23 protein-coding genes and 1 pseudogene are annotated in these 25,658 nt (G+C 64.1%); 14 read left to right on the plus strand and 10 right to left on the minus strand.

The features are described 5' to 3' along the window. Positions 1-131 precede the first annotated feature (131 nt). Both F6X37_RS05675 and F6X37_RS05680 read left to right on the plus strand, forming a co-directional pair. Positions 132-848: a cytochrome c biogenesis CcdA family protein gene (locus F6X37_RS05675; protein WP_187610610.1), complete on the plus strand. Its 717-nt coding sequence runs from the start codon at positions 132-134 to the stop codon at positions 846-848. Position 849: 1 nt separating this feature from the next. Then, positions 850-1,389, plus strand: coding sequence for a thioredoxin family protein (locus tag F6X37_RS05680; protein WP_018423742.1), 540 nt, complete (start codon positions 850-852; stop codon positions 1,387-1,389). A gap of 84 nt (positions 1,390-1,473) precedes the next feature. Here the strand turns inward: F6X37_RS05680 and F6X37_RS05685 are convergent, their stop codons facing one another. After that, positions 1,474-2,340, minus strand: coding sequence for a MipA/OmpV family protein (locus tag F6X37_RS05685; protein ID WP_187610611.1), 867 nt, complete (start codon positions 2,338-2,340; stop codon positions 1,474-1,476). Positions 2,341-2,848: 508 nt separating this feature from the next. Here F6X37_RS05685 and F6X37_RS05690 point away from each other — a divergent pair. Continuing rightward, positions 2,849-4,315, plus strand: coding sequence for a metal-dependent hydrolase family protein (locus tag F6X37_RS05690; RefSeq protein ID WP_262419811.1), 1,467 nt, complete (start codon positions 2,849-2,851; stop codon positions 4,313-4,315). A gap of 60 nt (positions 4,316-4,375) precedes the next feature. Here F6X37_RS05690 and F6X37_RS05695 read toward each other — a convergent pair whose 3' ends face one another. Continuing rightward, positions 4,376-6,604 carry a beta-glucosidase family protein gene (locus F6X37_RS05695; RefSeq protein WP_187610612.1) on the minus strand — a complete coding sequence of 743 codons (2,229 nt, stop codon included), beginning with the start codon at positions 6,602-6,604 and terminating at the stop codon, positions 4,376-4,378. A gap of 399 nt (positions 6,605-7,003) precedes the next feature. Between F6X37_RS05695 and F6X37_RS05700 the strand changes: the two genes are divergently transcribed. Beyond that, positions 7,004-7,591, plus strand: coding sequence for a helix-turn-helix domain-containing protein (locus F6X37_RS05700; RefSeq protein ID WP_187610613.1), 588 nt, complete (start codon positions 7,004-7,006; stop codon positions 7,589-7,591). After that, positions 7,588-8,115: a GNAT family N-acetyltransferase gene (locus F6X37_RS05705; RefSeq protein WP_187610614.1), complete on the plus strand. Its 528-nt coding sequence runs from the start codon at positions 7,588-7,590 to the stop codon at positions 8,113-8,115. Before F6X37_RS05700 ends, F6X37_RS05705 begins: the two co-directional genes overlap by 4 nt. Positions 8,116-8,128: 13 nt before the next feature. On the opposite strand, the gene F6X37_RS05710 is transcribed toward F6X37_RS05705, so the two are convergent. The 6 genes from F6X37_RS05710 to F6X37_RS05735 form a co-directional block, all read right to left on the minus strand. After that, positions 8,129-9,757 (minus strand): MFS transporter, encoded by a 1,629-nt coding sequence (locus F6X37_RS05710; RefSeq protein ID WP_262419812.1) that lies wholly within the window; start codon positions 9,755-9,757, stop codon positions 8,129-8,131. A gap of 6 nt (positions 9,758-9,763) precedes the next feature. Beyond that, positions 9,764-10,708 carry an ornithine cyclodeaminase family protein gene (locus F6X37_RS05715; protein ID WP_187610615.1) on the minus strand — a complete coding sequence of 315 codons (945 nt, stop codon included), beginning with the start codon at positions 10,706-10,708 and terminating at the stop codon, positions 9,764-9,766. Between the two features lie 53 nt (positions 10,709-10,761). Next, positions 10,762-11,778, minus strand: a complete 1,017-nt coding sequence (locus F6X37_RS05720; protein ID WP_187610616.1) for a 2Fe-2S iron-sulfur cluster-binding protein — start codon at positions 11,776-11,778, stop codon at positions 10,762-10,764. 66 nt (positions 11,779-11,844) lie between these two features. Next, a complete protein-coding gene (locus F6X37_RS05725; RefSeq protein ID WP_184061585.1) occupies positions 11,845-12,324 on the minus strand; it encodes a GlcG/HbpS family heme-binding protein in 480 nt (159 codons plus the stop codon). Positions 12,325-12,380: 56 nt separating this feature from the next. Further along, positions 12,381-13,841 (minus strand): aldehyde dehydrogenase family protein, encoded by a 1,461-nt coding sequence (locus tag F6X37_RS05730; protein WP_187610617.1) that lies wholly within the window; start codon positions 13,839-13,841, stop codon positions 12,381-12,383. A gap of 105 nt (positions 13,842-13,946) precedes the next feature. Further along, positions 13,947-14,678, minus strand: coding sequence for a TenA family transcriptional regulator (locus tag F6X37_RS05735; RefSeq protein ID WP_090807609.1), 732 nt, complete (start codon positions 14,676-14,678; stop codon positions 13,947-13,949). A 326-nt stretch (positions 14,679-15,004) separates the two neighbouring features. Here F6X37_RS05735 and F6X37_RS05740 point away from each other — a divergent pair, with 326 nt between their 5' ends. The 3 genes from F6X37_RS05740 to F6X37_RS05750 are packed head-to-tail and all read left to right on the plus strand — an operon-like array spanning position 15,005 to position 15,961. Then, positions 15,005-15,313, plus strand: a complete 309-nt coding sequence (locus F6X37_RS05740) for a 2Fe-2S iron-sulfur cluster-binding protein (protein ID WP_184061583.1) — start codon at positions 15,005-15,007, stop codon at positions 15,311-15,313. After that, on the plus strand, positions 15,310-15,630 hold the full coding sequence (locus tag F6X37_RS05745; RefSeq protein ID WP_187610618.1) for a hypothetical protein: 321 nt from the start codon (positions 15,310-15,312) through the stop codon (positions 15,628-15,630). Before F6X37_RS05740 ends, F6X37_RS05745 begins: the two co-directional genes overlap by 4 nt. Positions 15,631-15,682: 52 nt before the next feature. Then, a complete protein-coding gene (locus F6X37_RS05750; RefSeq protein ID WP_090807615.1) occupies positions 15,683-15,961 on the plus strand; it encodes a 2Fe-2S iron-sulfur cluster-binding protein in 279 nt (92 codons plus the stop codon). A 213-nt stretch (positions 15,962-16,174) separates the two neighbouring features. Here F6X37_RS05750 and F6X37_RS05755 read toward each other — a convergent pair whose 3' ends face one another. Further along, on the minus strand, positions 16,175-17,728 hold the full coding sequence (locus F6X37_RS05755) for a hypothetical protein (RefSeq protein WP_184061581.1): 1,554 nt from the start codon (positions 17,726-17,728) through the stop codon (positions 16,175-16,177). 299 nt (positions 17,729-18,027) lie between these two features. On the opposite strand from F6X37_RS05755, the gene F6X37_RS05760 reads away from it, so the two are divergent. The 6 genes and pseudogenes from F6X37_RS05760 to F6X37_RS05785 all read left to right on the plus strand — a co-directional run bounded on the left by F6X37_RS05760 (position 18,028) and on the right by F6X37_RS05785 (position 24,293). Further along, positions 18,028-18,723: a GntR family transcriptional regulator gene (locus tag F6X37_RS05760; protein WP_187610619.1), complete on the plus strand. Its 696-nt coding sequence runs from the start codon at positions 18,028-18,030 to the stop codon at positions 18,721-18,723. A 251-nt stretch (positions 18,724-18,974) separates the two neighbouring features. Beyond that, positions 18,975-20,367: pseudogene (locus F6X37_RS05765) on the plus strand (amidase). Between the two features lie 57 nt (positions 20,368-20,424). Further along, a complete protein-coding gene (locus tag F6X37_RS05770; RefSeq protein ID WP_187610688.1) occupies positions 20,425-21,759 on the plus strand; it encodes an MFS transporter in 1,335 nt (444 codons plus the stop codon). 108 nt (positions 21,760-21,867) lie between these two features. Continuing rightward, positions 21,868-22,323, plus strand: a complete 456-nt coding sequence (locus F6X37_RS05775; protein WP_187610620.1) for a MarR family winged helix-turn-helix transcriptional regulator — start codon at positions 21,868-21,870, stop codon at positions 22,321-22,323. Positions 22,324-22,383: 60 nt separating this feature from the next. Further along, entirely contained in the window at positions 22,384-23,652 is a 1,269-nt protein-coding gene (locus F6X37_RS05780) for a M20 family metallopeptidase (RefSeq protein ID WP_187610621.1), read from the plus strand. Next, on the plus strand, positions 23,649-24,293 hold the full coding sequence (locus F6X37_RS05785) for a trimeric intracellular cation channel family protein (RefSeq protein WP_090807629.1): 645 nt from the start codon (positions 23,649-23,651) through the stop codon (positions 24,291-24,293). The genes F6X37_RS05780 and F6X37_RS05785 overlap by 4 nt, the downstream gene beginning before the upstream one ends. A gap of 15 nt (positions 24,294-24,308) precedes the next feature. Here F6X37_RS05785 and F6X37_RS05790 read toward each other — a convergent pair whose 3' ends face one another. Continuing rightward, a complete protein-coding gene (locus tag F6X37_RS05790) occupies positions 24,309-25,628 on the minus strand; it encodes a VWA domain-containing protein (RefSeq protein WP_187610622.1) in 1,320 nt (439 codons plus the stop codon). Positions 25,629-25,658: the final 30 nt, after the last annotated feature.

Consider the following 25,658-nt stretch of genomic DNA (forward strand, 5'->3'; position numbering starts at 1 on the left):
AACCGATTTGTGTCGCAATGTATCCGCGCCATACGCAGACACACTACATTGCAAGCGCGCCTGATCCCCGACATAAACCAGATACGTGCGGGCGTTCCAATACGGCCATCCCAGCCAACGGAACGCCCATCATGCACAGTACTCTCGAAACTCCGCTCGCCCTGCTCGCCGGGCTGCTGACGATTGCCTCTCCCTGCGTGCTGCCGGTGATGCCGATCCTGCTCGGCACTTCCGTCGAACGACCGAGCCGCACGCGGCCACTGTTCATCGTCGCCGGCTTCATTCTGACTTTCGCGTCTTTCGCGCTGCTATTGGGCGCGGTGTCGAGCACCGTGCACGTTGCGCAACAGGTACTGCGCAATACCGGCATTGCGTTGCTCGCACTGTCCGGGCTTCTGCGTATCTGGCCGCGACCTTACGACTGGCTCGTCGCGCAACTGCAAGGGCCGCTCGAGCGCATCGGCGCGGCCATTGCGCCAGCTACGCAACCCGGCAGCGGCAACGCGGGCGGCTTCGTGCTCGGCATGTCGCTCGGCGCGGTATGGACGCCCTGCGCCGGGCCCGTGCTCGCGTCGATTCTGGTGCTCGTCGTGAAGGCTCAGGATCTCGGTTGGTCGGCTCTGCTGCTCACGCTGTATGCGATCGGCGCGGCGATTCCGATGCTCGCGATCATCTACGGCGGCCATTACGTGACGCGTCATGTACGTGTGGTCTCACGTCACGCGCAGCGCCTGCAACAGGTATTCGGCGTACTGGTGATGCTGACCGCCCTCGCCATCTATTTGCAGTACGACGTGCTGCTGTACGCGCGGCTCGCCGGTCTTTTCCCCTCACTCAAAGGACTTTGACATGACTACCCGCTTGAAAACCTTCGCACTGTCCACCGCGTTTGCCGCCTGCGCGTTGATCGCGACGAGTACGGTCGCCATCGCCGCGCCGCAGGAAAGCGGCTCGCCCGCACCCGAGCTCACAGGCATCACGCAATGGCTCAATAGCGAGCCGCTCAAATTGCAGCAATTGCGCGGCAAAGTGGTACTCGTCGACTTCTGGACCTATAGCTGCATCAATTGCGCCAACACGCTGCCTTACGTAAAAAGCTGGAACCAGAAGTACAAGGATCAGGGGCTCACGGTGATCGGCGTGCATACGCCGGAATATCCGTTCGAACGCGACACCGGCAACGTGAAGACCGCGCTGAAACGGCTCGGTATCAGCTATCCGGTTGCGCAGGACAACCAGTACGCCACCTGGAATGCCTATAACAACCAGTACTGGCCCGCGTTCTATCTGATCGACAAGCAAGGTCATATCGTCTACACGCACTTTGGAGAAGGCGACTATGCGCAGACCGAAGCCAGGATTCAGGCGCTGCTCGCGCAGAAGAATTGACGAAGCGCTTGCTGACTCGTAGAACGGGAAAGCCCGCTGCACCCACGCGATCGGGTGCAGCGGGCCTTCGTTTTTGGCGGACGACTAAAAGAGGTAATTGGCGAAAAGGCCGTACGTAATCTGACTCGTCTTTTCGGTGATGGGGCTGTCGGTCGCGTCGCCGCGCAGCCACGCGAACGACACGCTCGCGCCGACGTTCCAACGCGTTGCGATCCGGTAAACCCCGTTGACTGAGAAGCGCAACTGGTTCAAACCGGAGCTGGCCGAGTAGGTCGGCAATCCCGAGCGCGCGCTCTGCTCGGAATTCACGCCAAAATAGGTTTCGTTGTACTTGTCGCTTCCCCACGTCAGGCCCGGGCCTGCGCTGAGCGTCAGTTGCGCAATGGGTTGATAGCGTCCCAACAGATCGAAAGTCGCGACGGTGCCGCGATCGTTGCCGGCAATATCGGTCAAAACGCTCGCGCGCGCCGTGACGAACTCCCACGTATAAACACCGAACAGCTCCGCGTGCGCGGTGCGTTTGACGTCGCCCAGTCCGTGCAGCCGCGAGTCGTCGGACTCGCTGCGCGGTTCGATGAAATCGTAGGTCACCGCCGCGCCGACGCGCCAGTTACTATCACGATACAGATATGCGCCCAGCGATAGCACCGAGCCCGCGTCTGGATTCGCGCCGATAAAGAAGCGGTCGTAATTCACGCTCACCGACGGCACCGCCTCCCATTTCGTGCCACTCGCGCCCGGAAATTTCGGCATGTTCACGACCCCTGCGCCAACCGCAAAGCGCCACGGGCTCGCGCTCGCGCCAGGCGCCTGCGTCACTTCCGGCGCGCCGATGGAGAACAGGCTTTCCGACAAACCGAGCGTATCGTCGGCCATCGCGGTGACGGCAAACAGCGACAAGCCGGCCCCCGCCAGCACCTTGAGCATACGCGGCTTTGACACATCGATCATTTCTGTTTCTCCGTGAAAAATTAAAAAAGACTGAATGCGACTTTTCCGATCCCGGCATTCATGGAGTGGCGGCGAAATTGTGAAATAGTTGAGTTTCTAATTGCAGCGGCGTTAAAAGAATGACCGATCGCCTCGCTCGATAATCGCGATGATAGAAAATACGTTTGTAATAGCCGATGCATCCGCTTTATTGGGACGTTTGTTTGGCGCAGCTCCCCCCCAAGCAGGGTAGGGAATCGCGCCTTATTTCGGGAGATTCACTTACAGAATACGTGGCGTGAGCATAGCCCGTTCTTTTCGCCCGTCGCAAGCATATTTTTCTAATTACATGCTGCAGCCGCGTAATCGAGTAATAGATGCAATTTCAATGCTTGTATCAAGCGACGCGGAATTTGCCATCCTCGTTCGGAGGCGATAATCTGTGCGGGCTTGACTTTCGCGTCGCCAGGTGTGAAATGTAGTCAGATGGCGGCTTTCGATGCACGGTGATCTACGTTACGGGTGAGCTATGCCTTCAGGAAAGTACCTCGGCGATAAAGCAGTCAGTCCGTCGTTTTCATGTCTTTGTGACAAGTCTCAAGCGCAGTATGCCAACCGCCGTATCAGTGCCGATCTGTCGCGGCGCGGCTTCGTCACCGGTCTCGCCGCTTCGATGCTGAGCCTGGTTCTGCCCGGTCTTGGCAATGCTCAAACCACCCAACCGCCAGCACCGCCGGACAAGCCGGTGCTGTTCACGAACTTCCGCTTGTTCGATGGCAAATCGTCGACGTTGCGTGACGGCCTCTATATGGTTGTCGAGGGTGACAGCATCAGCCAGTTGGGTCGGGGTCAACCGGCTTCGATCGACGGCAAAACGCTCGTCGATTGCGGTGGCAAGGTGATGATGCCCGGCATGATCGACATGCACTGGCACGCGCTGCTCGCGGCAGTGCCGATTCAGGTCATCCTTCAATCCGACATTGCATTCGTCCATCTTGCGGCAAGCGCTGAAGCCGAACGTACGCTACTGCGCGGCTTCACAACGATACGCGACGCGGGCGGCCCGTCATTCGCGCTGAAGCAGGCAATCGATAGCGGCATGATTTCCGGGCCGCGAATCTATCCGTCCGGCGCGATGATCACGACCACCGGGGGTCACGGCGATTTTCGTGCGCTGAGCGATCTGCCGCGCGCCGGCAACCAGGTCACCCAACTGGAACGGGACGGTGGCTTCGCGATCGCCGACAGCGAAGACGAAGTCCGCTTGCGGGTGCGCGAGCAGTTCATTCAGGGCGCGACGCAGATCAAGCTGGTCGGAGCCGGTGGGGTATCGACGCCGCGCAGCCCGCTCGACATGCTCACGTTTACCGAAAAGCAGTTGCGCGCGGCCGTCGAAACAGCGGCCGACTGGGGCACCTATATCCTCTCGCATGCGTACACGTCCGAAGCGGTTCAGCGCTCCGTTGCGGCAGGCGTGCAGTGCATCGAGCACGGTCATCTGATGGACGACAGGACTGCGGCGTTGATGGCGAAGAACGGCACGTGGTTGAGCACGCAGCCGTTCGTCAACGAAGACGACGCGGGTCCGCTCGCCCCACCGATCCGCGAAAAATTTCTTCAGGTGATCGCGGGCACCGACAGGGTTTTCAAACTCGCGCGCAAGCATGGCATCAAGGTCGCGTTCGGCACGGACCTGATCTTTTCGCAGGCCGTGGCCGCACGGCAAGGCACGATGCTCACGCATATGAAGGCGTGGTATAGCGCAACCGAAGCATTGGGCATCGCAACGGGCACCAATGGCCAGCTACTCGCGCTGTCCGGGCACCGCAATCCGTACCCGCGCAAGCTCGGTGTACTCGAGGAAGGTGCGTACGCCGATCTGCTGCTCGTCGACGGCAATCCGCTCGAGAATCTCGACCTGATCGCGAAGCCGGAGCAGAACCTGCGCATCGTGATGAAGGATGGAAAGTTCTACAAGAACACGCTGAAAGCGTAATCAACAATTCAGGCGGGCGCGCAACCTGGCGCGCCCGCATTCGCTACACCGTCACACTATTTAGCCGTGCCCCTGCAGACGGATGTCGCGCGACGATGCGCCGACGTACACCGAACTGCCCGGCACATAGAGCCAACGGTTGCTCGTCGTATCCCACACGCTCTGCATGCGCTGCGTCACGACAACGTGCACACGACGCGATTCGCCCGGGTTCAGACCCACCTTGTCCCAGCCGACGAGACGCCGCGGCGGTTCACCCTGATACGGCACGCCGAGGTACACCTGCGGCACTTCCGCACCGGCGACGCGACCATCGTTACGCACGTCGAACGACACGTCGATCAGGCCGCCCGGCAGATGCTGAACCGACAGACCCGAGTATGCGAAGTGCGTGTACGACAGGCCATAGCCAAACTCGAACATCGGCGTGATGTTCTGCGAGTCGTACCAGCGATAGCCCATATCGAGCTTCTCGGCGTACACCGGGTTCGCCGCGAACGCGCCATTCGTGCCCCACGTCGGCGTATCCTGGTCGCGCACCGGGAACGTGACGGGCAGCTTGCCGGAAGGATTGACCTTGCCGAACAGCACGTTCGCAATCGCGTTGCCGCCGCCTTCGCCCGGATACCATGCTTCGATGATCGCCGACACGCTATCCTTCCACGGCATCAGCACCGGGTTGCCGCTTTCGACGACGACGATCGTGTGCGGATTGGCCGCCGCAACCGCTTCGACGAGTGCATCCTGGTTGGTCGGATTCGCGAGGCCCAAGCTCGGCAGATCGCCGATATCCTCACCGGCCGGCTGCGCGACCACGACGATCGCGACGTCGGAGTTGGCCGCCAGCGTGGCCGCCTGGGTGATCTGCTGCTGCGTGTAGGCGGCAAACGGCGACTGCTGATCGCTGTTGCCGGCGAAGGTCACGGTGGCCTGCGGCGCGAGCGCCTTGATCGCCGACACGATCGGCGTGTTCAGCTTCAGCCACGGGTTGGTCCACCAGCTGCAGCCCGTCTCCGTGCCGAACGTCAAGCCGCCGCAACCGGCGAACGCGCCCGTCACCGGATCGCGCGTGTTGCCTGAACCGCCGCCCGTCAGCACCGCCGCGTCGGCATGGCCGCCGATCACCGCGATACGCGACAGCGAACCAGCGGCGAGCGGCAACTGATTGCTGGCGTTCTTCAGCAGTACCATCGACTGCTCTTCGACCGACTGCGTGAAGGCTCTCGCGGCCGAGAAGTCGATGGTCGCGCCACCCTTCGGCGGATCGTCCATCACGCCCGTGCGGATCATCACATACAGCTTGCGCTCGACCATGTCGTCGAGGCGCGCGGTCGACACCGAGCCGTTCGCGATCGCCTGTTTGACCAGCGTGGGCGTCAGATAGACGGTCGAACCGACGTCTTCCTCCTCGTCGAGACCCGCATTGATCGCCGGTGCCGTGCTATGCGTCGCGCCCCAGTCCGACTGCACCTGACCTTCGAAGTGCCAGTCGTTCTTCAGCACGTCGTTGAGAATGTGCGGGTTCTCGCAGGCCTGGATGCCGTTGACCTCGTTGTAGCTGCACATCACGCTGCCGGGCTGCGCGCGGCGCGCGGCGATTTCGAACGGCAGCAGATAGAGCTCGCGCATCGTGCGCTCGTCGATCTGGCTATTGCCGCCGCCGCGGTTATGTTCCTGCTCGTTGCCCATGTAGTGCTTGATCGTCGCGATGACCTTCTGGCTTTGCGTGCCGTCGGTGCGCTCGGCGAGCATCTCGCCGGCAAGCACCGGATCTTCGCCGAGGTACTCGAAGAGCCGGCCACCGCGTGGCTCACGCGCGAGGTTGGTGCCACCGCCGAGCCCCATGCCGAAGCCCTGCTGACGCAACTGGATCGCGATCTGCTTGCCGAAGTTCCACGACAGCGCGCGGTCCCAGCTCGCTGCTACCGCGAGCGTCGCCGGGAAGGTCGTCGATGGCTGGTTGGTGCTGCCCGAACCCGTGGCCGAGTCGACCATGTTCAGGTCGGGAATGCCGAGACGCGGCACGCCCTGAATGTAGCCCGCGCCGCCGCCCGGCACGGCGGACATCGCGTACTCCGAGTGAATGAACTGCAGCTTTTCGTCGATCGTCATCTTGTTGACGAGCGTTTCCGCGCGCCGATGCGCCGCGGCCGACGCGAACGCGTTCAGCACCGTCGACATGGGCGCGAAGTCGAGACCAGGAGTGGGGATGTCCGCGTGCGCAGCGGCGGGCGCAGCGGCGCTCACGGCCGCCGCTATCGCGACGGCCGGCCATAGTTTCTTCTGCATAGGTGTCTCTCCGAAATTGTGCTTTTCTGGGGCAACGGAGTGCGTCGGGGGATGGAAAACGGACGCGAAAACAGGCATGCAGCGATGACTGCAAACGTTTGCCTGTGGGACGAAGAATCGGCGCAACTGGATGGGCTGTAGCGACTCTTCGTGGTGAGTAATGTAGGAATGTAGTCTGACTACAGCATCGGTATTTATACCAATACGTGTAATTTTATGCGTAATGGGGCGTAAGGCTTTTCCGACACAGGCTAATTGAAAGTTAGCGAATCAAAGCGAATAAAGAGTCGGCAATGTTGTGCGGATTTTTATTCAAATTGGTGAGTGGGCATTTGCGCATTGACAACAAAAAAGCCGCCGTCTAGTTTACTGGAAACCGCATCCCTTAAACTGGATTACATGGACATCAACGCCCAGATCGCGCGCCGGATCAAAGAACTGCGCGACGCTCAAAATTGGTCGCTCGATGCACTGGCCGAGCGCAGCAAAGTCAGCCGCTCGAATATCTCGCTGATCGAGCGCGCTCAGAGCAGCCCTACCGCGACCGTGCTCGACAAACTCGCGACCGCGTTGAACGTGCCGCTCGCGTCGCTATTCGAGCAGGATGGCGCGCCGGCTGCCGAGCCATCGCCGGTCAGTCGCGCGACCGAGCAGGCGGTGTGGACCGATCCGAGCTCGGGGTATGTGCGACGTCATCTGTCGCCGACCGCGCGCTCGGCGATCCAGTTGGTCGAGGTCAACTTTCCCGCCGGTCTGCGCGTCAGTTACGAAACCGGCGCGCGCGACGCGCACATTCATCAACAGGTGTGGATGCTCGACGGGTCGATGGAAATCACGGTCGGCGACACCAACTGGCGGCTCAAGACCGGTGACTGCCTGGCAATGCGGCTCGACAGCCCGATCGTGTTCCGTAACCCCACCCGCAAACGCGCGCGCTATCTCGTCGCGCTGACCACATCGCCAGTCAACGAACGGAGAAACGGATGAGCGATAACGTGACCATACGGCGCGTGGGCGCGAACGAAGCTTCGGCCTGCGTCGAAGCGCTCGCCGACGTGCTGATCGACTGCGTGGAAGGCGGAGCATCGGTCAGCTTCATGCTGCCGATCTCGCGTAACACGGCGCTCGCGTTCTGGCGCAACGTCGTGGAGAGCGTCGCGCGTGGCGAGCGCGTATTGCTGATCGCCGAAGATCACAGCGGCGATATCGTGGGCACCGTGCAGCTGATTACCGCGCAACCCGAAAATCAGCCACATCGCGCCGACGTCGCGAAGATGCTCGTGCACAGAAAAGCACGCCGGCGCGGCGTCGCGCACGCTCTGATGAGCGAACTCGATCGCATTGCGCGAGAAGAGAAGAAATCGGTTCTCGTGCTCGACACCGTAACCGGTGGCGATGCCGAACGGCTTTATCAGCGCGCCGGCTGGCAACGCGTCGGCAGCGTACCGAATTACGCGCTGATGCCCGACGGCGCGTTTTGCGCCACGACCTTCTATTGCAAGCAACTTTGACCCGCACCAGCGCTCATTCGCTTACTGCGACTGACGCGACCTCGCGTCCCAATCGCTGCACGCGAATCAGCGGCACGAGCGACACGGCGAGGCATGCGAGCACCATTGCCGCGCTCACCCCGAGCAACGCGTGGTCGATGGCCTGCACGAGCGCGACGCGCGCCGCGGCGATCAGCGCGTCGCCGTCGAACCCTGCCGCGTGGGCATCGCGAATGAAGGTCGCGACGTCGCGAGACGTCAGCAGTACTTGCGGGCTGTGCGCGGCGGGCGCAACCCACGGCGCGTCCGTATCGATACCGTGCCCTTGCAAAACATCGGCCACCCGTTGGCGATACAGCACGTGCACGATTGTGCCGACCACGGCCGTTCCAATCATGCCGCCCACCATCCGCGCCGACTGGATCATAGCGGTCGCAATGCCAAGCTGACGCTTGCCCGCCACCTGCTGCGCAAACACGGTCAGATTCGGCATCACGAGACCGATCCCGACGCCGCCCGCAGTCAATGCGGCCATCAACGCATGACCGGTCTCCATGCGTTCGGCCGCGACGCCCCAACACGCCACGCCCAGCAACGCGAAGCCGACGTACAGCAGCACGTTGGGCTTACGCAGACGCGTGACGACGCGCGTATTCGCGATCGTGCCGACGGTGATGCATAGCACGAGCGGCGTCACCATCATGCCGGCGCGATCCGCGTTGAGACCCATGCCGCCTTGCAGCAGCAACGGCACATAGAACAGCAGCGCGAACATCGCCAAGCCCATCAGCATCGACAACGCGAGCAACGCGATGATGGCCCGCTCGCGCAGCAACGCCGGCGGCAGAATCGGATCGGCCGCGCGCAGTTCCTCGCGCACGAGCAGCGCGCCCGCGCTCAATGCCACCACGCCGAACGCGATCGTCGAAACCTTCAGCGTCTGCTGCGCGAGCGATTCGACGAGCAGTTGCAACGCACCGAGTCCGGCTGCGATCAACAATGCGCCGCGCCAGTCCGGGCTCAGCTTGCCGCGCAGTTGATGGCGAATGTTCGGTAGATGTCGGGCAGTCAGATAAAGACTGAGCACGCCGACCGGAAGGTTGACGAGAAACGCGGAGCGCCAGCCGTAGTGCTCGCTCAGAAAGCCGCCCAGCGAAGGCCCTACCGCATTCGCGACGCCGAACGCGCTCGAAAACAGCACCTGCCAGCGCAGACGCACGACGGGATCGGGAAACAGATCGGGAATCGACGCGAAGCAGGTGCCCACCAGCATGCCGCCACCGATCCCTTGCAACGCGCGAAACAGCACCAGCGCCTGCATGCTGTGCGCGGCACCGCACAGCACCGACGCGGCCGTGAACACGACGATCGCGATCACGATCAACGGCTTGCGTCCGAACCAGTCGCCGAGCCGCCCGAAGATCGGCACCGTGATGACCGAGGCGAGCAGATACGCAGTCGCGACCCACGCATAGAGATTAAAGCCTTTCAGCTCGGCGACGATGGTAGGCAACGCGGTGCCGACCACGGTCTGATCGATCGCGACCATCATCACGACGCTCGACAAGCCAAGCATCGCAAAGAGCGACTGACGGAACGAGCGGGCCGTGTTGGGCGGCGATGTGCCGTGCGGTATGGCGCCGGGTGGCGTGCCGTTGCTCATCGGCGTTCAGGCGCGCTGTGCGGCCGCTTCGCGAGCGACATGCTTGTGCCACGCGAGCCCGGCGAGCGCAACGTCCTGCAAGCCGATGCCGACCGCCTTATAGACGACGATGTCCTCGGACCGCACGCGTGCGCTGGCGCGCCCTTCCAGCACGTCGCCGAGTTCGACTACGTTGCGCCAGTCGAACGTACCGGGCGCGGCCTGCACCAGGTCGCCGGCCTCTTCCCTTGCCTGTTCATGCAGTTCAACCACGATGCGCGACGCGCGCGCGAGCGTCGTGTCGTCGAGCTCGCGCGTGTAGGGCAGGCTCGACCCGATGGCCGCGACCATCGCACCGGGCGCAAGCGTCGCGCCATCGAACAGCGCACCGGTCGCGCGCGTCGCGGTGACGATCACGTCGGCATCACGCACCGCCTCGGCGGCTTCGCCTGCGGTGGCCTTCACGCCGCGCGCACGGTGACGCGCGTTGAGTTCGTCGACGACCTGCTCCACGTTATCGAGGCCGACGATTCTGAACGACTGCAAACCGGTATGCGCGGCGAGCGCCTGCGCATGCGCGCGCCCCTGCACGCCCGTGCCGAAGATCGCGACGGCGCGCGCATCTTCGCGCGCGAGCGCTCGCACCGCGAGCACCGTGGTCGCGGCCGTGCGGATTCGCGTGAGCGCGTTCGCGTCGAGCGTGGCGAGCGGGCGGCCGTCGTCGGTTGAAAACAGCACGATCGAGAACGAGAAGCGGCCGTTGATCGTCGTGTACACCTTCGCGCCGGTCACGCCAGCTTCGGGCAACACGGCGCCGAGCGTCGATAGCTTCACGCCGCCCGCTTCGGTGCGCACGCGCCGCTGCACCGCCGCGCGTCCCCGCGACAGTGCGCGAAACGCCTGCTCGAGCGTCGGGATCGCTTCGTCGAAACCCACGAGCGCATCGATCTGCGCGTCGTTCAGATGAATCATGGAGAATGCTTCCTTGTGCGAATCTGATGACTGGATGGCGCGCGTGCCGCGCGCTACACGAGCGCCGCTGCGGCGTGCTGGAACGTAAAGCTGTCCGAGTACAGATGATCGACGCTCGCGCCCTTCGCGATGAAAGCAGCCTTCGCCTCGGCGATCATCGCGGGCGAGCCGCACAGATAGACCGCGTGCTCCGACAGGTCCGCATGGTCCTCGCACACCGCATGCTGCACATAGCCGCGCCGCCCGCTCCATGCTGTGTCCGCGCGCGACAACACCGGCACATAGCGGAACTCGTAGAGACGCTCCGCCCAGCGGCCGATTTCGTCATGCAGATACAGGCCGTCGGCCGTTCTCGCGCCCCAGTACAGCGTGACGGGCGGGCAATCGGGATCGTCCATCAGCGATTCGAGCATCGCTTTCACCGGCGCCAGGCCGGTGCCGGTCGCGACCATCAGCAACGGACGATAGTCCTCTTCGTGCAGTCGGAATCCGCCGAGCGGCAGCTCCACGTCGAGGCGGTCGCCCGGTTTGAGCTGCGCCACCACACGATCGGTGAACCGGCCGCCCGCGATCTTCCGCACATGAAAGTCGACGAGGCCGCCCGCGCGCGCGGCGGATGCCATCGAGAAGCTGCGATGACTACCGTCTTCGAGCATCACGTTCATGTACTGACCGGGCCGGTAAATCATTTCGGCATCCTCTGGAAGCGCGAGCGTGAGGTGCGTAACGTCGTGCGCCAGCAAGCGTACCGCCTCGACGCGCACCGTATGACGCGCCGGCTCCGATGTCGGCGCACCGGCGTGGCCCGCGCCGATCACAATGTCGCTGCGCGGCCGCGCCTGACACGCGAGCGCAAATCCCGCCTGCGCCTCCTCCTCGGTGAGTCCGAGCGGAAACTCCTCGTAGTCGAGCGTGCCCTCGTGCACTTTCACGCGGCACGTGCCGCAACCGCCGAACTGACAATCGTGCGCAAGCGGCACGTCCGCGCGTAGCGCGGCGGCGAGCAGCGATTCGTCGCGCTCGGCGCTGAAACACGCTCCTGTTTCGAGCACCTGAATCCGGTATGACATGACGCCACCTCATGACGATGCGATGCGAACGACAGGACCGCCGGCATGCACCGGCGGCCCGTGGCGTCATTTCTTGATGTCGGCTTCCACGAGCACGCTATGCCCCTGCGCCGCGAGCAGATCGTGCAGCCCCTGCAAAGCGGCGAGGCCGCACTGCGTGTCCTGCTCGCCGTTGCCGCCGCTCAGGCCCACACCACCCACCACCTGGCCATCGACGACAACAGGAAAGCCGCCGACGAATGCCGCAAACTTACCCTCGAAGCTCCATTGAATGCCGAACGCTTCGTTGCCCGGCAACGCGGGACCGTTGGGCCGCTGGGTGAACAGATGCGTCGAGCGCTTGTGGCCGGCTGCCGTGAACGCCTTGTTCCACGCAATCTGCGGCCCAGTGATGCGCGCGCCGTCCATCCGTTCGAGCGCGAGCGGATAGCCGCCCTCGTCGACGATGCAGACCGATTCGAGCACGTCGATCTGCTGCGCCCGGCCGATGGCCGCGCGGATCATTTCGCGCGCTTCGGCCAGTTCCAGGCGAAATATCTGTTTCATTGCAACCCCCTCATTGTTGATTGATTCATTGATTCGGAAAGCTGATCTCGCCGCTCTCAGATGCCGCGATAGACCGTCTTGATCTGCGTATAGAACTCGAGACCGCCACGCCCCGATTCGCGAAACGTCGACGTGCTCGAACGCTTGAGCCCCCCGAACGGCGCGTTGATCGCGTTGCCCGTCGTCGTTCGGTTGATCTTCACGGTGCCCGCCTCGATGTCGTCCGCGAAGCGATGCATGTGGCGTGGATTCGACGTGACGATCGCGGCGCAGAGCCCATACTCGGTGTCGTTCGCCTTCGCGATCGCGTCCTCGTAGCTGGTCACGGTGACGATCGCGATCACCGGCCCAAAGATTTCTTCGCGGCAGATACGCATGTCCTGCGTCACGTCGGTGAAGATCGCCGGCGTGACGTAATAGCCGTGCTCGTAATCGGGACCGCTCAGGCGCTCGCCGCCGTACAGATGCGTGGCCTGTGCCTTGCCGGAGGCCACGTAGTCGAGCACGGTGTCGAGCTGCGTCCGGGTCGCGAGCGGGCCGATGTCCATGCCGGGCGTGAGGCCGCTGCCGATCTTGAGCGTCTTCACTTTAGCGAGCAGTTTCTCGCTGAACGCATCGCGCACGCTCTGCATGACCAGCACGCGGCTCGTGCCGGTGCAGGCCTGGCCCGTCAGCGAGAAGCCCCCCTTGATCGTCAGGTCGACGGCGCGGTCGAGATCCGCGTCGTCCATCACGATCAGCGGGTTCTTGCCGCCGAGTTCCATCTGCGTGCGCGTGGTCAGCGGTAGGGAGCGATGAATCTGTTCGCCAGCGGCGGTCGAACCGGTGAACGACACGGCCCTGACGACCGGCGACGCGGTAATGACGGAGCCGATTTCCGACGCGCGTCCCGTGATGAAATTCAGTACACCCGATGGAATGCCCGCCTGCGCGAATGCTTCGGCGAGCCGGTAGCCGATCAGCGGCGCATCCGACGACGGTTTGAAGATCACCGTATTACCGGCGACCAGCGCCGGCGCGATTTTGCGCGCCGGGATCGAGATCGGAAAATTCCACGGTGTAATCACGGCGACGACGCCGAGGGGTTCGCGCTGCGTGTGGACGGTCATGTCGGGATCGTCGCTCGGGAACGTCTCGCCGGCATACGACTGACCTTCCACCGCATAGAAACGCAGCACCTGCGCCGAGCGCAGAATTTCGTCCCTGCTCTGCGCGAGCGGCTTGCCTTCTTCGCGCGTGAGTTCGTTCGCGAATCCGTCCGCGTGCTGTTCGAGCCACGCCGCCGCGCGATTGAGAACGGCCGCGCGCTGCGCGACCGGCGTGCGCCGCCACGCGGCGAACGCGCCAGCCGCCGCGGCCAGCGCGGCGCGCGCGTCCTCGGCCGAAGACGCCTGGAAGCGGCCGACGATGTCGCGCGTATCGGCGGGATTCACGTTGTCGAACGTGCCGCCGCTCACGCTGGCGGTCCACTCGCCCGCGATGAGATTCTTGAACTCTGGTGTTGCCGGATTGCTCATGACGGATACCTGTGCTGTTGCCGCAATGGCCAGCGCCATGCCGGCCGGCTGGCTCGCGGCGATGCCAACGGAAGACGGCGCCGCGTTGCGCGCGCCGCCGCGGGTTCAACTCGCGAGTTCGAGTTCGGGCAGCGCCAGGTCCTGCTCGACGTAGTCGTAATAGAGCGCGGTCGTATAAAGCAGACGCATCTGCGCGCCGATCTCGCAGATCTTCAGGCAGCGTTGCTGCAACTCGGGCGTGTCGGCATGTTCGAGCACGATCTGATAGCCGCGCTCGCCATGAATCTCGTCCGACACGATGTGCAGATCGAAGAACTCCACTTCCTCGTCGGTGAACTGGTATTTGTCGCGCAGCGTCGGCGTCTGCTTGCGATAGATCGACGGCACCTGCGATTCCAGACCCACGACGAGCGCCGCGACCGCGACGATCGGGTCCTCGCGCATCGCCACCGAATAACACCATGCCTGCAGGCCTCGCGTGGTCGGCGACATGTTGTCGGGATCTATCACGCGCTCGCGCGTCGTGCCGCACGCTTCGGCGAAACGGATCAGCAGATCGGTATGACGGTCACCGCCGATTTCCTCTTCGTACATGTTGGCGAGCAGAAAGTCCTTAGCCTCGGTGAAGCGGTCCGGCGTGCGCGCATAGATGTAGGCCAGATAGTCGGCGAACGGGCCCACGTAGTGATAGTGGTTCTCGGCCCAGCGCGCGAGATGCGCGCGGCTCAGCTTGCCGCTCGCCCACGCGATGCTGAACGGCGCCTTGTTCGCACTCTTGCCTTTGATGGCGTCCTCGAGCGCGGCGCGGAAGTCATCACGGTTCATCAATTCAGCCATTTCAAGCTCCTGACAGGTAGGGAAAAGGTTGGCGTTGTCGAAAGCCCGAATGCCGTCGGGCACGGAAGGAACAGTTGAGCTAGTGTAGCCTTCTTAATGCATACTGTATACCGAAATGTCTGAATTGCGCGAGCCGTTCTTGGGAAGAGCGCTCCGTCTACGCGCCGCTTCATTGCGGCCTCACCGCGGAAAGCCTAAGAAAACTGGAACTAATGCGCGCCAACCGGCGCTGTCTTCGGCCCTCGCCGTGGTCCGTCCGGCAGTAGACGGTATACTATATCCTTTTTTTCAACTAGACTAGATCCGAGCGAATCACGGAGAGCGTTATGCCAACAGTGGTATTTCACAAAAATGGCGCGACCCATCAGGGCGAGGTCAAGGAGAACACCAACCTCGTCGTGCGCGCCGGCATCAGGCAATTCCCGTTTCCGCATCTGCGCTACGAATGCGGCATGGGCAAGTGCTCGAAGTGCGCGTGCCGCGTGATGTCCGGCGCGCAGTATCTGCCCGAGCCCAACTGGAAGGAAAAAAAACAGCTCGGCGAGCGGCTTGCGCAGGGTTATCGCCTCGCGTGCCAACTATGGATCGAGCACGACATCGAACTCGCGCAGGACGATCTGGAGCAGGCAGCATGAATACGCGCTCCGTCGCGGCCGGCACGCACGTGATTCTGACGAGCAAGCCCGGCCAGTACCGCACCGAGGCGACCGAAGGCATCGTGCCGCTCGCCACCTTCGACTACCTCTACGGCGGCCGGCATATCGCCACGTTCGTCATCGCCGCGCTCATGAAAGAAACGAAGATCAGGGTGATCGACGAAGCCACACCGTCGGCGGTCAATCTCGTTCCCACCAGGTTCCTCGAAAAATTCGCGACGCCTGAAGCCGCGCTCGAGTCGCTGCGGCAGCTCGCGGGCCACGGCAACGGCGCCGCGCAACTGACCCCGCGCTAGTTGCCGCGCCGTTTCATCCCCTCCTCTCCGAACCCAATACGTAAGCCTCCGAATGATCCAGATTACTTTCCTCAGCAACGACAACAAGTCGGTCAGCGCGCCGCCCAACAGCAATCTGCTGCGCGTCTCGCTGCGCGAAAAAGGCGGCATTCCGTTCAAATGCGGCGGCGGCTTGTGCGGCACCTGCAAATGCAAGGTCGAACACGGCATCGAACATACCGATAGCGTGAAGGACAAGGAAAAACGCCATCTGAGCGAAGACGAAATCAAAGCTGGCTATCGGATGGCCTGTCAGACTTTCGTCAATGGCAACGTCAGCGTGTCATGGTGAGTTAGCAACACAACGTAGTGAGTCAAACTGGGACGCCGGCTTCGATGCACTGAAGCCGGCGTTTTTGCTTGTCGTTGCGAGGCGTAAAACGTAGGCCGCAACTCGCGGGCAAAGCGCGCCGACGATCAAACCGCCAAGGCCTTGCGCATCGGCAAACCAACGCGCAAGGCCCGGCAAAAACCGCGCGGACGACACGCGCGTCCCGCCCCCCCATCACCAGATCAGAATCGCCACCAACGTCGACACCACCAGGCCGCACACCACCGGCAGCAACAGATTGCGCACCGCCTGCAACACCGGCACACGCGCGAAGCTCGCCACCGCCGCGAGCGCCGACCATGCGGTCAGCGTCTTGCCGGTCCACACCGAACCCATCTGGCCGATCGCCGCGAGGGTCGACACGTCGAAGCCCACCGTGCGGCCGAGCGCGCCCGCCAGCGCGCCGGTCAACGGCAAACCGGCGAAGCCCGAGCCGTCGATGCCCGTCACCATGCCGGCCAGCAGAATGCCGTACGAGACGAAGAACGCGTTGTGCGGAATGTAGACCTCGCCCGCTTTCACGAGATCGGCAAGCAGGCCGGGGGCATGGGTACCGGCGGGCAAGCCGAGGATCGGCGCCGCAGTGCCGGCCACGCCGATGAAGAAGAAGCCCGCAATCGGCAGCACCGAGCTCATCGCGCGAAACGAAAACACGAAGCCCTCGGTGACGTGCTCGGCCGTGCTGCGGCAGATCGCGCGATAGTCGCGCGCAGCGGCTACCGCCACCATCAGCAACGCGGAGACGCCGCCGACAAGCGCCGCGGCCGCTGCACCGCTCGCGCCCTTGAAGCCGGGGATCAGATGCGGCAACACCATGTAAGCGACGATCGCGAGAAAGGCGACGGGGATCACGATCGCGAAGCAGCGGGACCAGCGCTCCTGCCACGGCGTCAACAGGTCGCGCGACGACAACAACGCCCGCGAGCCGCTCGCGCCGCTGACCTGGCCGCCGTCGCCGACCGACGCATGCTGCGGTTTGCCGCGCCGGATGCGCGCGCGACTCGTGCCGGCCGCGGGCGTGACAACGGCATTCGCCGTGACCTGGGTCGCTTCCCAGCGTTCGAGATGGCGCGCATCGGGCGCCTGGATCTGCTTGCGGATACGCAGATAGGCGATCAGGAACGCGATGCCGCCCGTGATCAGCGACAGCAGCAGCGCCTTGTCGGCAACGTCCGGCATCGCGACCGCGGCCGCTTTCGCGCTGATGCCCGGCGCGACCTTGATCACGTAATCCGACGACAAGGCCGTGCCGAGTCCCGCGATGCCGATGCACAACGCCGCGCCCAGCGGCGGCACGCCCGCGTAAATCGCGGCCGGCAGCAGAATGCCGGCGATCAACGGCACGGCCGGCGTCGGCCAGAAGAACAGCGACAACACGTAGCTCACGAAGCCGAGCACGAAGAAGCCGACGTGCCCGTTGACCATGACCGCGCGAAACGGCTGGACCATGCGCACATCCGCGTTGATCCGTTTCAGCGCGTTGAGCAACGCGGTCATCAGCGAAATCACGAGGAAGATATTGAACAGCTCGCGCGCCGCCGTAAGCGGCGCGAAGAACACCGCTTCGATCGCGGTCGACACCTGGCCGGAAAACGCGTAGACGGTGGCGAAGGTCGCGAGAATCGCGGGCGCGACGACGTTGGCGCGAAACACCAGCGTCGCGATGATAGAGACGACACCACACAGATAAACCCAGTGCGCCGACGTTAGAACGACGTGAGATTCCATTGCTTCTCCTGACTGCGCGGACCTGCGAGCGCGGGTGGATGCGGCGGGTTTGAGATAACCACGCGGTATACTATGTACCAAATAAAACAGGATCAACGGCTGTTTGCCTGGCGTTTACCCGCATTCGCCGGAAATCCCGCCTTTCCCGGTAGCCACGAGGAAGCGGGGCGCGTGCTTCAATGCCCCGCCAGACAAGACCGAGCCGGCTATTTCCGTATAAGGTCTACAGTATTCGTGACGTGCACTGAGGTAAAATCGCCTGCATCACACGCCATCAGCAACACAGGTTGGAGATCCTTATGAAGACCGAAGCGGACACGACCGCGGCAAGCGGCGCACAGGGGCAATCGAGCGCGCCGATCATGCATCAGCAGCTGTCGCATCTCGTCACCGCGCGGCTGCGCGAAGCAATCGTCTCGGGCACGTACGCGCCCGGAGAGCGGCTGGTCGAAGGACGCATCGCCCAGGAGCTCGACGTCTCGCGCGTGCCGGTACGCGAAGCGCTGCGCGCGCTCGCCTCGGAAGGCCTCGTCGAAGTGCGGCCGCGGCACGGCGCGGTGGTCGCGTCGCTGCAGCCGTCGGCGGCACGCGAAATGATCCAGATCCGCGCGACGCTCGAGGGACTCAACGCCCGGCTCGCCGCCGAACATCGAACGCCCGAACTGGTCGGCCAGATCGAACAGGTGCTCGCTGAAGGCAAGGCAAAAGTCGACGCCGGCGAGACGGCCGGCCTGCTCGAACTCAACGCGCGTTTTCACGACCTGCTCTACGCGGCCGGGGCCAATACGATTCTGAGCGACCTGATGCGCTCGTTGCGCGACCGCACGCGCATGCTGTTCACGAACGCGAGCGATGCGGAAGTCCGCCAGACCTGGGACGAACACGCCGCGATCCTGCGCGCGGTGCAGTCGGGCGATGCGACGCTGTCGGCGCTGCTCGCCGAGCGGCATGTGATGCGCGCCGCCCAGCACTATCTGGCGAACAATGCGCGTTGAAACGGCCTTTGAAACGCGCGGCATAGGAAGCGAGGCGCGGCACCCGCCACCGCGCTCGCTTTACGCCACCCGATAATTTCGTCGACTACGCTGCAAGCCACTTGACAGGCTGAATTTGGCGATAGACGGTATACAACATACCGCCCATCAATCGCCCTCTCAGGCCTTTCATGACACCAAGCTCCTCCCCACCCGCCGCCAGTCAGGCGGCGCGCTACCGTTACGCCACTGTCCAGCAGGCCGCGCACGACATGCGCGCCGGCGAGATCGACGCCGTCTCGCTCGTCGCCGCGTGCGAAGCCGCATTCGAGGCCGACAACGGCCTGCTGAACGCGGTCGTCGTATCCGATTTCGACGCCGCCTACGCCACCGCCGAAGCACGCGACGAGGAACGGCGCGGGGGGCGGCTGCGCGGCCCCTTGCACGGCATTCCGTTTACGATCAAGGAATCTTTCGACGTCCGCGGCTGGCCGACGACCCTTGGCGACCCCGCGCATCGCGAGCGCCCATGCGGACGTCGTGCAACGCCTGCTCGACGCGGGCGCGGTGCTGCTCGGCAAGACCAACGTGCCGATCTATCTGCGCGACTGGCAAAGCTATAACGACCTCTACGGCACGACCCGCAATCCGCGCGATCCGTCCCGCACGCCGGGCGGTTCGTCGGGTGGCAGCGCGGCGGCCGTCTGCGCGGGCATGTCATTCTTCGACGTCGGCTCGGATGTCGGCTCGTCGATCCGCAACCCCGCGCATTTCTGCGGCGTCTTCTCGCACAAGACCACGCACGGCATCGTGTCGCTGAAAGGCCATGGCATCGGCGGCGGCATGGCGCAGCCCGACATCAACGTCGCGGGTCCGCTCGCGCGCTCGGCGCGCGACCTCGAACTCGTGCTCGGCGCGATCGCCGGTCCGGCCGGCGAAGCCGCGAGCGCGCTGCGGCTCGCACTGCCACCCTGCGAGCGCACGGACCTGCGTGAATTCCGCTTTGGCGTACTGACCAATCATCCGCTCGCCGACGTCGACGGCCCGGTAGAGGCGTGCCTCACGCGTCTTGGCCGGCAGCTCGAAGACGCCGGTGCGACGGTGGTCTGGGACGCGCGCCCCGCGCTCGACGCCGCGCAACTGATGCGCGCCTACGTGCTGCTGCTGCGCGCGTCGACCTCGCACTATCTCGACGACGACGCCTTCGCCGCCGCGCTCACAGCAAGCGCCGCCGTGCCCGCCGACGCGTCGTCGTACGCCGCCTTGCAATACGCGGGCACCGCGTTGCGTCACCGCGACTGGCTGCTGCTGCAAAAGCAGCGCGACGCGTTTTGCGAAGCATGGCGCGAGCTGTTCGGCACGATCGACGTGCTGCTGTGCCCCGCCGCCGCGACCGCCGCCTTCACGCTCGACGAAACCGGGGCGCCGTGGCAGCGCACGCTCGACGTCAACGGCCGCCCGCAGCCGATGACGACCCAGCTGTTCTGGGCCGGCCACTCGGGTCTGTGCGGCCTGCCATCGACCGTGGCCCGCGCCGGCACGACCGCGGACGGCCTGCCGATCGGCGTGCAGATCGTCGCGCCGCTCTATCACGACCTGCGTTCGCTGCGGGTGGCCGCGCTGCTCGAGCAGGCGGGACTGTCGTTCGTCGCGCCACCGCTATAACACCCACTCGCATTCTGGAGGCGCCAGCCGCCACCTCATCCTCGCCCGGAGTCCTCCATCATGGTCTGGTTCGAATCGCTGTCGAAGAACGAGAAGAAAGCCTTTGCGGGCGCGTTCATGGGTCATGCCGTCGATGTGTACGACTTCATGATCTACTCGTTCCTGATTCCCGTGCTCGCCGCGACCTGGCACATGAACAAGGCCATCGCGGGCAGCATCGTCACCTACACGCTGATCGCGTCGCTCGTCGGTGCGATCGGCGCGGGCCTGCTCGCCGACCGCTTCGGGCGCGTGCGCATTCTGCGCTGGACCATCGTGCTATTCGCGCTCGCGTGCTTCGCGTGCGGCTTCGCCAACTCGCCACTACAGCTCGCGCTGTTTCGCATGCTGCAGGGGCTCGGCTTCGGTGGCGAATCGTCGCTATGCATGGTGCTCGTGACCGAGATCATCAGGAATCCCGCGCATCGCGGCAAATTCTCCGGCTTCGCGGCGAGCAGTTATTCGTTTGGCTGGGCCGCCGCGGCGATCGTCTATAGCGTGCTGTTTTCGTGGCTGCCGGCGGAGTGGGCGTGGCGCGGCTGCTTTTTTATCGGCATCGTGCCGGCGCTGCTGGTTGTGTATCTTCGGCGCGATCTGAAAGAGCCCGAAGCGTTCTCGCGCGCGCTCGGAAAACAGCACTCGCCCGCCGCCTTGGAAGGACTACGCCGTGTCTGCGCGCGGCCGCTCGCCGGCAAGACGATCCTGTGCAGTCTGCTGTCGGGCGGCATGCTCGGCAGCTACTATGCGATCGCGACGTGGATGCCGACCTATCTGAAGCTCGAACACGGCCTGTCGATCTTCGGCACGAGCGCCTATCTCGCGATCATGATCCTCGGCTCGTTCGTGGGCTACGTGCTCGGTGCGTATTCGTCGGACCGCATCGGCCGACGCCTCACGTATATCGTGTTCGCGGCGGGCGCGTTTTCCATGGCGCTCGCCTATATGGCGATTCCCGCGTCGAACGGCGCGATGCTCGTGCTCGGCTTTCTGCTCGGCGTGCTGATGCAGGGAACGTTCTCGGGCATCGCCGCGACGATCTCGGAGAGCTACCCGAACGAAATTCGCGCGACCGGCTACGGCGTGGCCTACAACATGGGGCGCGTCATCGGCTCGCTGTTCCCGCTTGGCGTGGGCTGGCTCAGCACCGGTCATATGGCGCTCGACTCCGCGATTCCGCTGGTCGCGGGCGTCGGTTATCTGTGCGTGATCGTCACCGCGTGGATTCTGCCCGAGACCAACGGCATCAGCCTCGATTCGCTCAGCGGCGAGCAGACCGATTCAAGTGCTTCGATCGAACCGATGGGTGTCGCCGCCCGCGTGGCCCAATCCGGCTCCGGGCGCGACGCTCGCTAACACTTCCCCTGTCTCGCACCAAGGCGGCGTCCACGCAAGTATTTGAAAATTTCAACTACTTGCCTATAATGCCTGCACTGCGTATGACACGGACAGCGGAGCAAATTCTTGTATTCGGACTTCCTGACTTTCAGGCTCGATCTGACCAGCGCGTTGCTGATCAACCGCGCGAACCTGGTCTACCGCGAGCGCTGGGATCTCGACGTGCGTGCGTTGCGCGTGCTGCGCCTCGTCTGCGCGGAGCCCGACATCACGCCCAAATCCGTTTCACAGCGCGCGCTGATCGAAAAAACGCTGCTTTCCAAAGTCCTCGCCGAGCTTGAAACGCGCGGCCTGATCACGCGCAACATGCATGCGTCGGACCGCCGCAGTATCGCGTTGCGTGCCACGGCGCACGGCCTCGAAGTCGCGCAGGCGTCCGAAGCGGTGGGCACCGAACTCGAGGTCGAGCTGGCGAAGGCGCTCAGCGCGAACGAACGCAAAACGCTCGAACGTCTGCTTGGCAAGCTTTCGCACAGCCTGCTCGAAAGCGAGTCCGCAAGCGCGCCGCCTGCGCGATCCTGACAGACGGTCCGCATTCCGCCGCCTTCCTTCCCTGGCGTTCATGGCAACAAGGAGCCCTCCATGTCGAAGCTGATCGAAACGATGTCGAGCGCGATCGACGCGCTGCTGCCTGAACTCGAAGCGATCTACAAAGACCTGCACGCGCACCCCGAACTGTCGATGCAGGAGGTGCGCACCGCGGGCATCGTCGCGGACGACGTGGAAAAGCTCGGTTACGAGGTGACGCGCAACGTCGGCGTGACGGGCGTCGTTGCGTTGCTGCGCAACGGCGACGGTCCCACCGTGATGCTGCGCGCCGACATGGACGCGCTGCCGATGGCCGAAGCGACCGGCCTGCCCTATGCGAGCACGGTGAGGGCGAAAGACGAAGACGGGCTCGAAGTCGGCGTCGCGCATTCGTGCGGCCACGACATGCACGTCACATGGCTGCTCGGCGTCGCGCGTCTGATGGCAGGGCATCGCGACGCATGGCGCGGCACGCTGATGGCCGTGTTCCAGCCCGGTGAGGAAGTCGGCCGCGGCGCGCGCAGCATGCTCGACGACGGCATGACCACGCGCTTTCCGAAGCCCGACGTGATTCTCGGCCAGCACGTGATGGTCGGCGCGGCGGGCTCGGTCGGCTATCGCAGCGGCACGATCCTGTCGGCCGGCGACAGCATCAAGATCAAGCTGTTCGGGCGCGGCGCGCACGGCTCGCAGCCGCAGACGTCGATCGATCCCGTGATCATGGCAGCGTCGACGACCTTGCGTCTGCAAACCATCGTGTCGCGCGAAATCGCGCCGAGCGACAGCGCCGTGCTGACCATCGGTTCGCTGCAAGCCGGCACGAAAGAGAACATCATCCCCGACGACGCGACGCTGAAGCTCAACATGCGCACTTACGACGATGACGTGCGCGAGTACATGCTCGGCGCGATCCGCCGCATCTGCTGCGCCGAATGCGTGGCGTCGAACGCGCCGCGCGAGCCAGAATTCACGACACTATCGAGCTACCCGCTGACGATCAACGACGCGGCCACGACCGAGCGTGTGCGCAACGCGTTCGAGGCGCAGTTCGGCGAGCGCGCGTACGAATCGCCGCCGGCCGCCGCAAGCGAAGACTTCAGCGTGTTCGGCCGCGAATGGAACGTGCCGTACTCGTTCTGGTTCGTCGGCGGCACCAAGCCCGAAGTGTTCCGCCAGGCGCTCGCCGCGAAAAAACTCAACGAAATTCCGAGCAATCACTCGCCGAAATTCGCACCTGTGCTCGACCCGACCCTGCGCACGGGCCTCGAAGCCATGCTGTGCGCGGCCGGTGCCTGGCTCGATCAACACGAAACCACTCAGTGAATTCACACGCCGTCTACACCATTCTCGACCTGATCGGCACCTTCGTGTTCGCGATCAGCGGCGCGGTGGCCGCGCGTCAACGACGGCTCGACCTGCTCGGCATCGTCGTGATCGCCTTCATGGTCGCGTGCGGCGGCGGCATCGTGCGCGACCTGTGCATCGGCGCGATCCCGCCTGCGGGGCTGTCGAACTGGCGCTATCTGGCGACCGCGCTCGCCGCGTCGGCCGTGACGATTCTCGCGTATCCGCAGGTGCGCCGGCTGCGTCAGCCGGTGCTGTTCTTCGATGCGATCGGGCTCGGTCTGTTCGCGGTGTCGGGCGCGCAGAAAGCGCTCACGTATGGCCACAATGCCGAACTCGCGATTCTGCTCGGCATCGTCAGCGCGGTCGGTGGCGGCGTGATGCGCGACGTCGTTCTCTCGCGCGTACCCGCGATTCTCGAACGCGAGATCTATGCGTCGGCCGCGCTGTTAGGCGCGGCGGTGCAAGTCGGTTTTTCGTACGCGGGCTGGACGGACTGGTGGACGCCGTGGTTCGCGACATTGGCTTGCGTGTTGGCGCGGCTCGCGTCGCTGCGCTATGGCTGGCGGCTGCCGATCTTCCAAGGCAGACGCACGGCCGAGACACGCGACAACTCATAACGAGCCCTTCGCGCTTCAGCTCGCGGTTTGCGGAATCAGCCGCGGCTTGGTCAGGCTGTACGCAATCTGGCTGAACAACGTATTGAGGCTATTGGTGCCGCCTGCCGCATTCGAGCAGGTGTCCGAGTAGAAATACGACGGACCGGACGCGATCGACTGCATCGTATTGCACGCGGTGAGCTTGTCGTTACCGTCGCCGCAGCTCGGCGCCGACGCGGCCTCCCCGCCCAGATACGCGACGGTATAGATCAACGTGCCGGTGCTGGTTTTGATCGTCGACGCCGCATTGATCGCGGCCTGGCACTCGCTTCCATAAGTGCTGCTGTACGTGCTGCCGAGTTGACTCGTCGACGACGACGCAACACCGTCGCTCAACAGAATGATCACGTTCTGCCCAGCCGGACTCTGCGTCGACGACTTCGCGACGAGCGCCGATTGCGCAGCCGTAAGCGCCTGCGCATAGAACGTCCCGAGACCGCCCGGCGCCGACATGCCGCCGCAACTGCCGCCGCCCAGCGCCTGCACGATACCCGAGCTCGTGCTGACCGAACCGTTGCTGCCGAGATAGCCGGTGTTCAGCGACGAAACCTGGTAAGTCGCGCCCGACGCCGAATAGCTGCCCGCGATGGTCGGCGCCTTGCCGGAGCACGTGAAGTTATAGGTGGACGACGTTTGCGGCGGAAACGCCATCAAGCCGACGTTGTCTCCCGCATTGGTCAAGCCTGTCAGCAGCGTCAACGCGCCCGCCTGAGCGCACGCCAGCCGCGTCTGCGCGACGCCCTTCGAGTTCTTGCAGTTGCTGTCCGTCGTCGTGGCCATCGATTTCGTGGCGTCGAGCACGATCATCACGTTGTAGAGCGCGGGCTCCGCGCCGCCGCCCGCCCCGGCTCGCGAGGTCGCGGAAATGGTCTGCGAACTCTTGCCGAACACGCGCGCGAAATAGAGCGGCACGGTCGCCGTTTGCGTGACCTGGATGCCGTTATAGCCCGAGGTCGCCTGCTTATATGGCAATGTGACGCTCGACAACGTGAGACCGGTGATCGTCGCGCTGGCGGGCACGACGGCGGCAGGCAGCCTGTTGTTGTACCCCGCCGTGAACGCCTGCGCGTCGCTTGCCGCGGTGGTCCACGATTGCGTCCAAAGGTCGACCGCGCCCGACAGCGCCGCGGCATCGGTTGCGCTTTGCAGGCGCCGCTGGCTATACGCCAGGTAGCCGAAGTCGACGCTGATTGCGACAAAGCCCAATAGCGCGACCATCGATACCGCCACGAGAACGGAAACGGCGCCGCGCTGACGCCGACGCGAGCCACGCGAACTACGGTATGTCGTTTTCATGATTTCACGCCACTCCCAAACGGTCGCACC

The organism is Paraburkholderia sp. 31.1, from assembly GCF_014397645.1.
Lineage (GTDB): Bacteria > Pseudomonadota > Gammaproteobacteria > Burkholderiales > Burkholderiaceae > Paraburkholderia > Paraburkholderia tuberum.

Excerpts from the sequence above, each read along its gene's own strand:
- F6X37_RS05675 (WP_187610610.1), top strand. The coding sequence starts at position 132 with ATGCACAGTACTCTCGAAACTCCGCTCGCCCTGCTCGCCGGGCTGCTG.
- F6X37_RS05680 (WP_018423742.1), top strand. The coding sequence starts at position 850 with ATGACTACCCGCTTGAAAACCTTCGCACTGTCCACCGCGTTTGCCGCC.
- F6X37_RS05685 (WP_187610611.1), bottom strand. The coding sequence starts at position 2,340 with ATGATCGATGTGTCAAAGCCGCGTATGCTCAAGGTGCTGGCGGGGGCC.
- F6X37_RS05690 (WP_262419811.1), top strand. The coding sequence starts at position 2,849 with ATGCCTTCAGGAAAGTACCTCGGCGATAAAGCAGTCAGTCCGTCGTTT.
- F6X37_RS05695 (WP_187610612.1), bottom strand. The coding sequence starts at position 6,604 with ATGCAGAAGAAACTATGGCCGGCCGTCGCGATAGCGGCGGCCGTGAGC.
- F6X37_RS05700 (WP_187610613.1), top strand. The coding sequence starts at position 7,004 with ATGGACATCAACGCCCAGATCGCGCGCCGGATCAAAGAACTGCGCGAC.
- F6X37_RS05705 (WP_187610614.1), top strand. The coding sequence starts at position 7,588 with ATGAGCGATAACGTGACCATACGGCGCGTGGGCGCGAACGAAGCTTCG.
- F6X37_RS05710 (WP_262419812.1), bottom strand. The coding sequence starts at position 9,757 with ATGAGCAACGGCACGCCACCCGGCGCCATACCGCACGGCACATCGCCG.
- F6X37_RS05715 (WP_187610615.1), bottom strand. The coding sequence starts at position 10,708 with ATGATTCATCTGAACGACGCGCAGATCGATGCGCTCGTGGGTTTCGAC.
- F6X37_RS05720 (WP_187610616.1), bottom strand. The coding sequence starts at position 11,778 with ATGTCATACCGGATTCAGGTGCTCGAAACAGGAGCGTGTTTCAGCGCC.
- F6X37_RS05725 (WP_184061585.1), bottom strand. The coding sequence starts at position 12,324 with ATGAAACAGATATTTCGCCTGGAACTGGCCGAAGCGCGCGAAATGATC.
- F6X37_RS05730 (WP_187610617.1), bottom strand. The coding sequence starts at position 13,841 with ATGAGCAATCCGGCAACACCAGAGTTCAAGAATCTCATCGCGGGCGAG.
- F6X37_RS05735 (WP_090807609.1), bottom strand. The coding sequence starts at position 14,678 with ATGGCTGAATTGATGAACCGTGATGACTTCCGCGCCGCGCTCGAGGAC.
- F6X37_RS05740 (WP_184061583.1), top strand. The coding sequence starts at position 15,005 with ATGCCAACAGTGGTATTTCACAAAAATGGCGCGACCCATCAGGGCGAG.
- F6X37_RS05745 (WP_187610618.1), top strand. The coding sequence starts at position 15,310 with ATGAATACGCGCTCCGTCGCGGCCGGCACGCACGTGATTCTGACGAGC.
- F6X37_RS05750 (WP_090807615.1), top strand. The coding sequence starts at position 15,683 with ATGATCCAGATTACTTTCCTCAGCAACGACAACAAGTCGGTCAGCGCG.
- F6X37_RS05755 (WP_184061581.1), bottom strand. The coding sequence starts at position 17,728 with ATGGAATCTCACGTCGTTCTAACGTCGGCGCACTGGGTTTATCTGTGT.
- F6X37_RS05760 (WP_187610619.1), top strand. The coding sequence starts at position 18,028 with ATGAAGACCGAAGCGGACACGACCGCGGCAAGCGGCGCACAGGGGCAA.
- F6X37_RS05780 (WP_187610621.1), top strand. The coding sequence starts at position 22,384 with ATGTCGAAGCTGATCGAAACGATGTCGAGCGCGATCGACGCGCTGCTG.
- F6X37_RS05790 (WP_187610622.1), bottom strand. The coding sequence starts at position 25,628 with ATGAAAACGACATACCGTAGTTCGCGTGGCTCGCGTCGGCGTCAGCGC.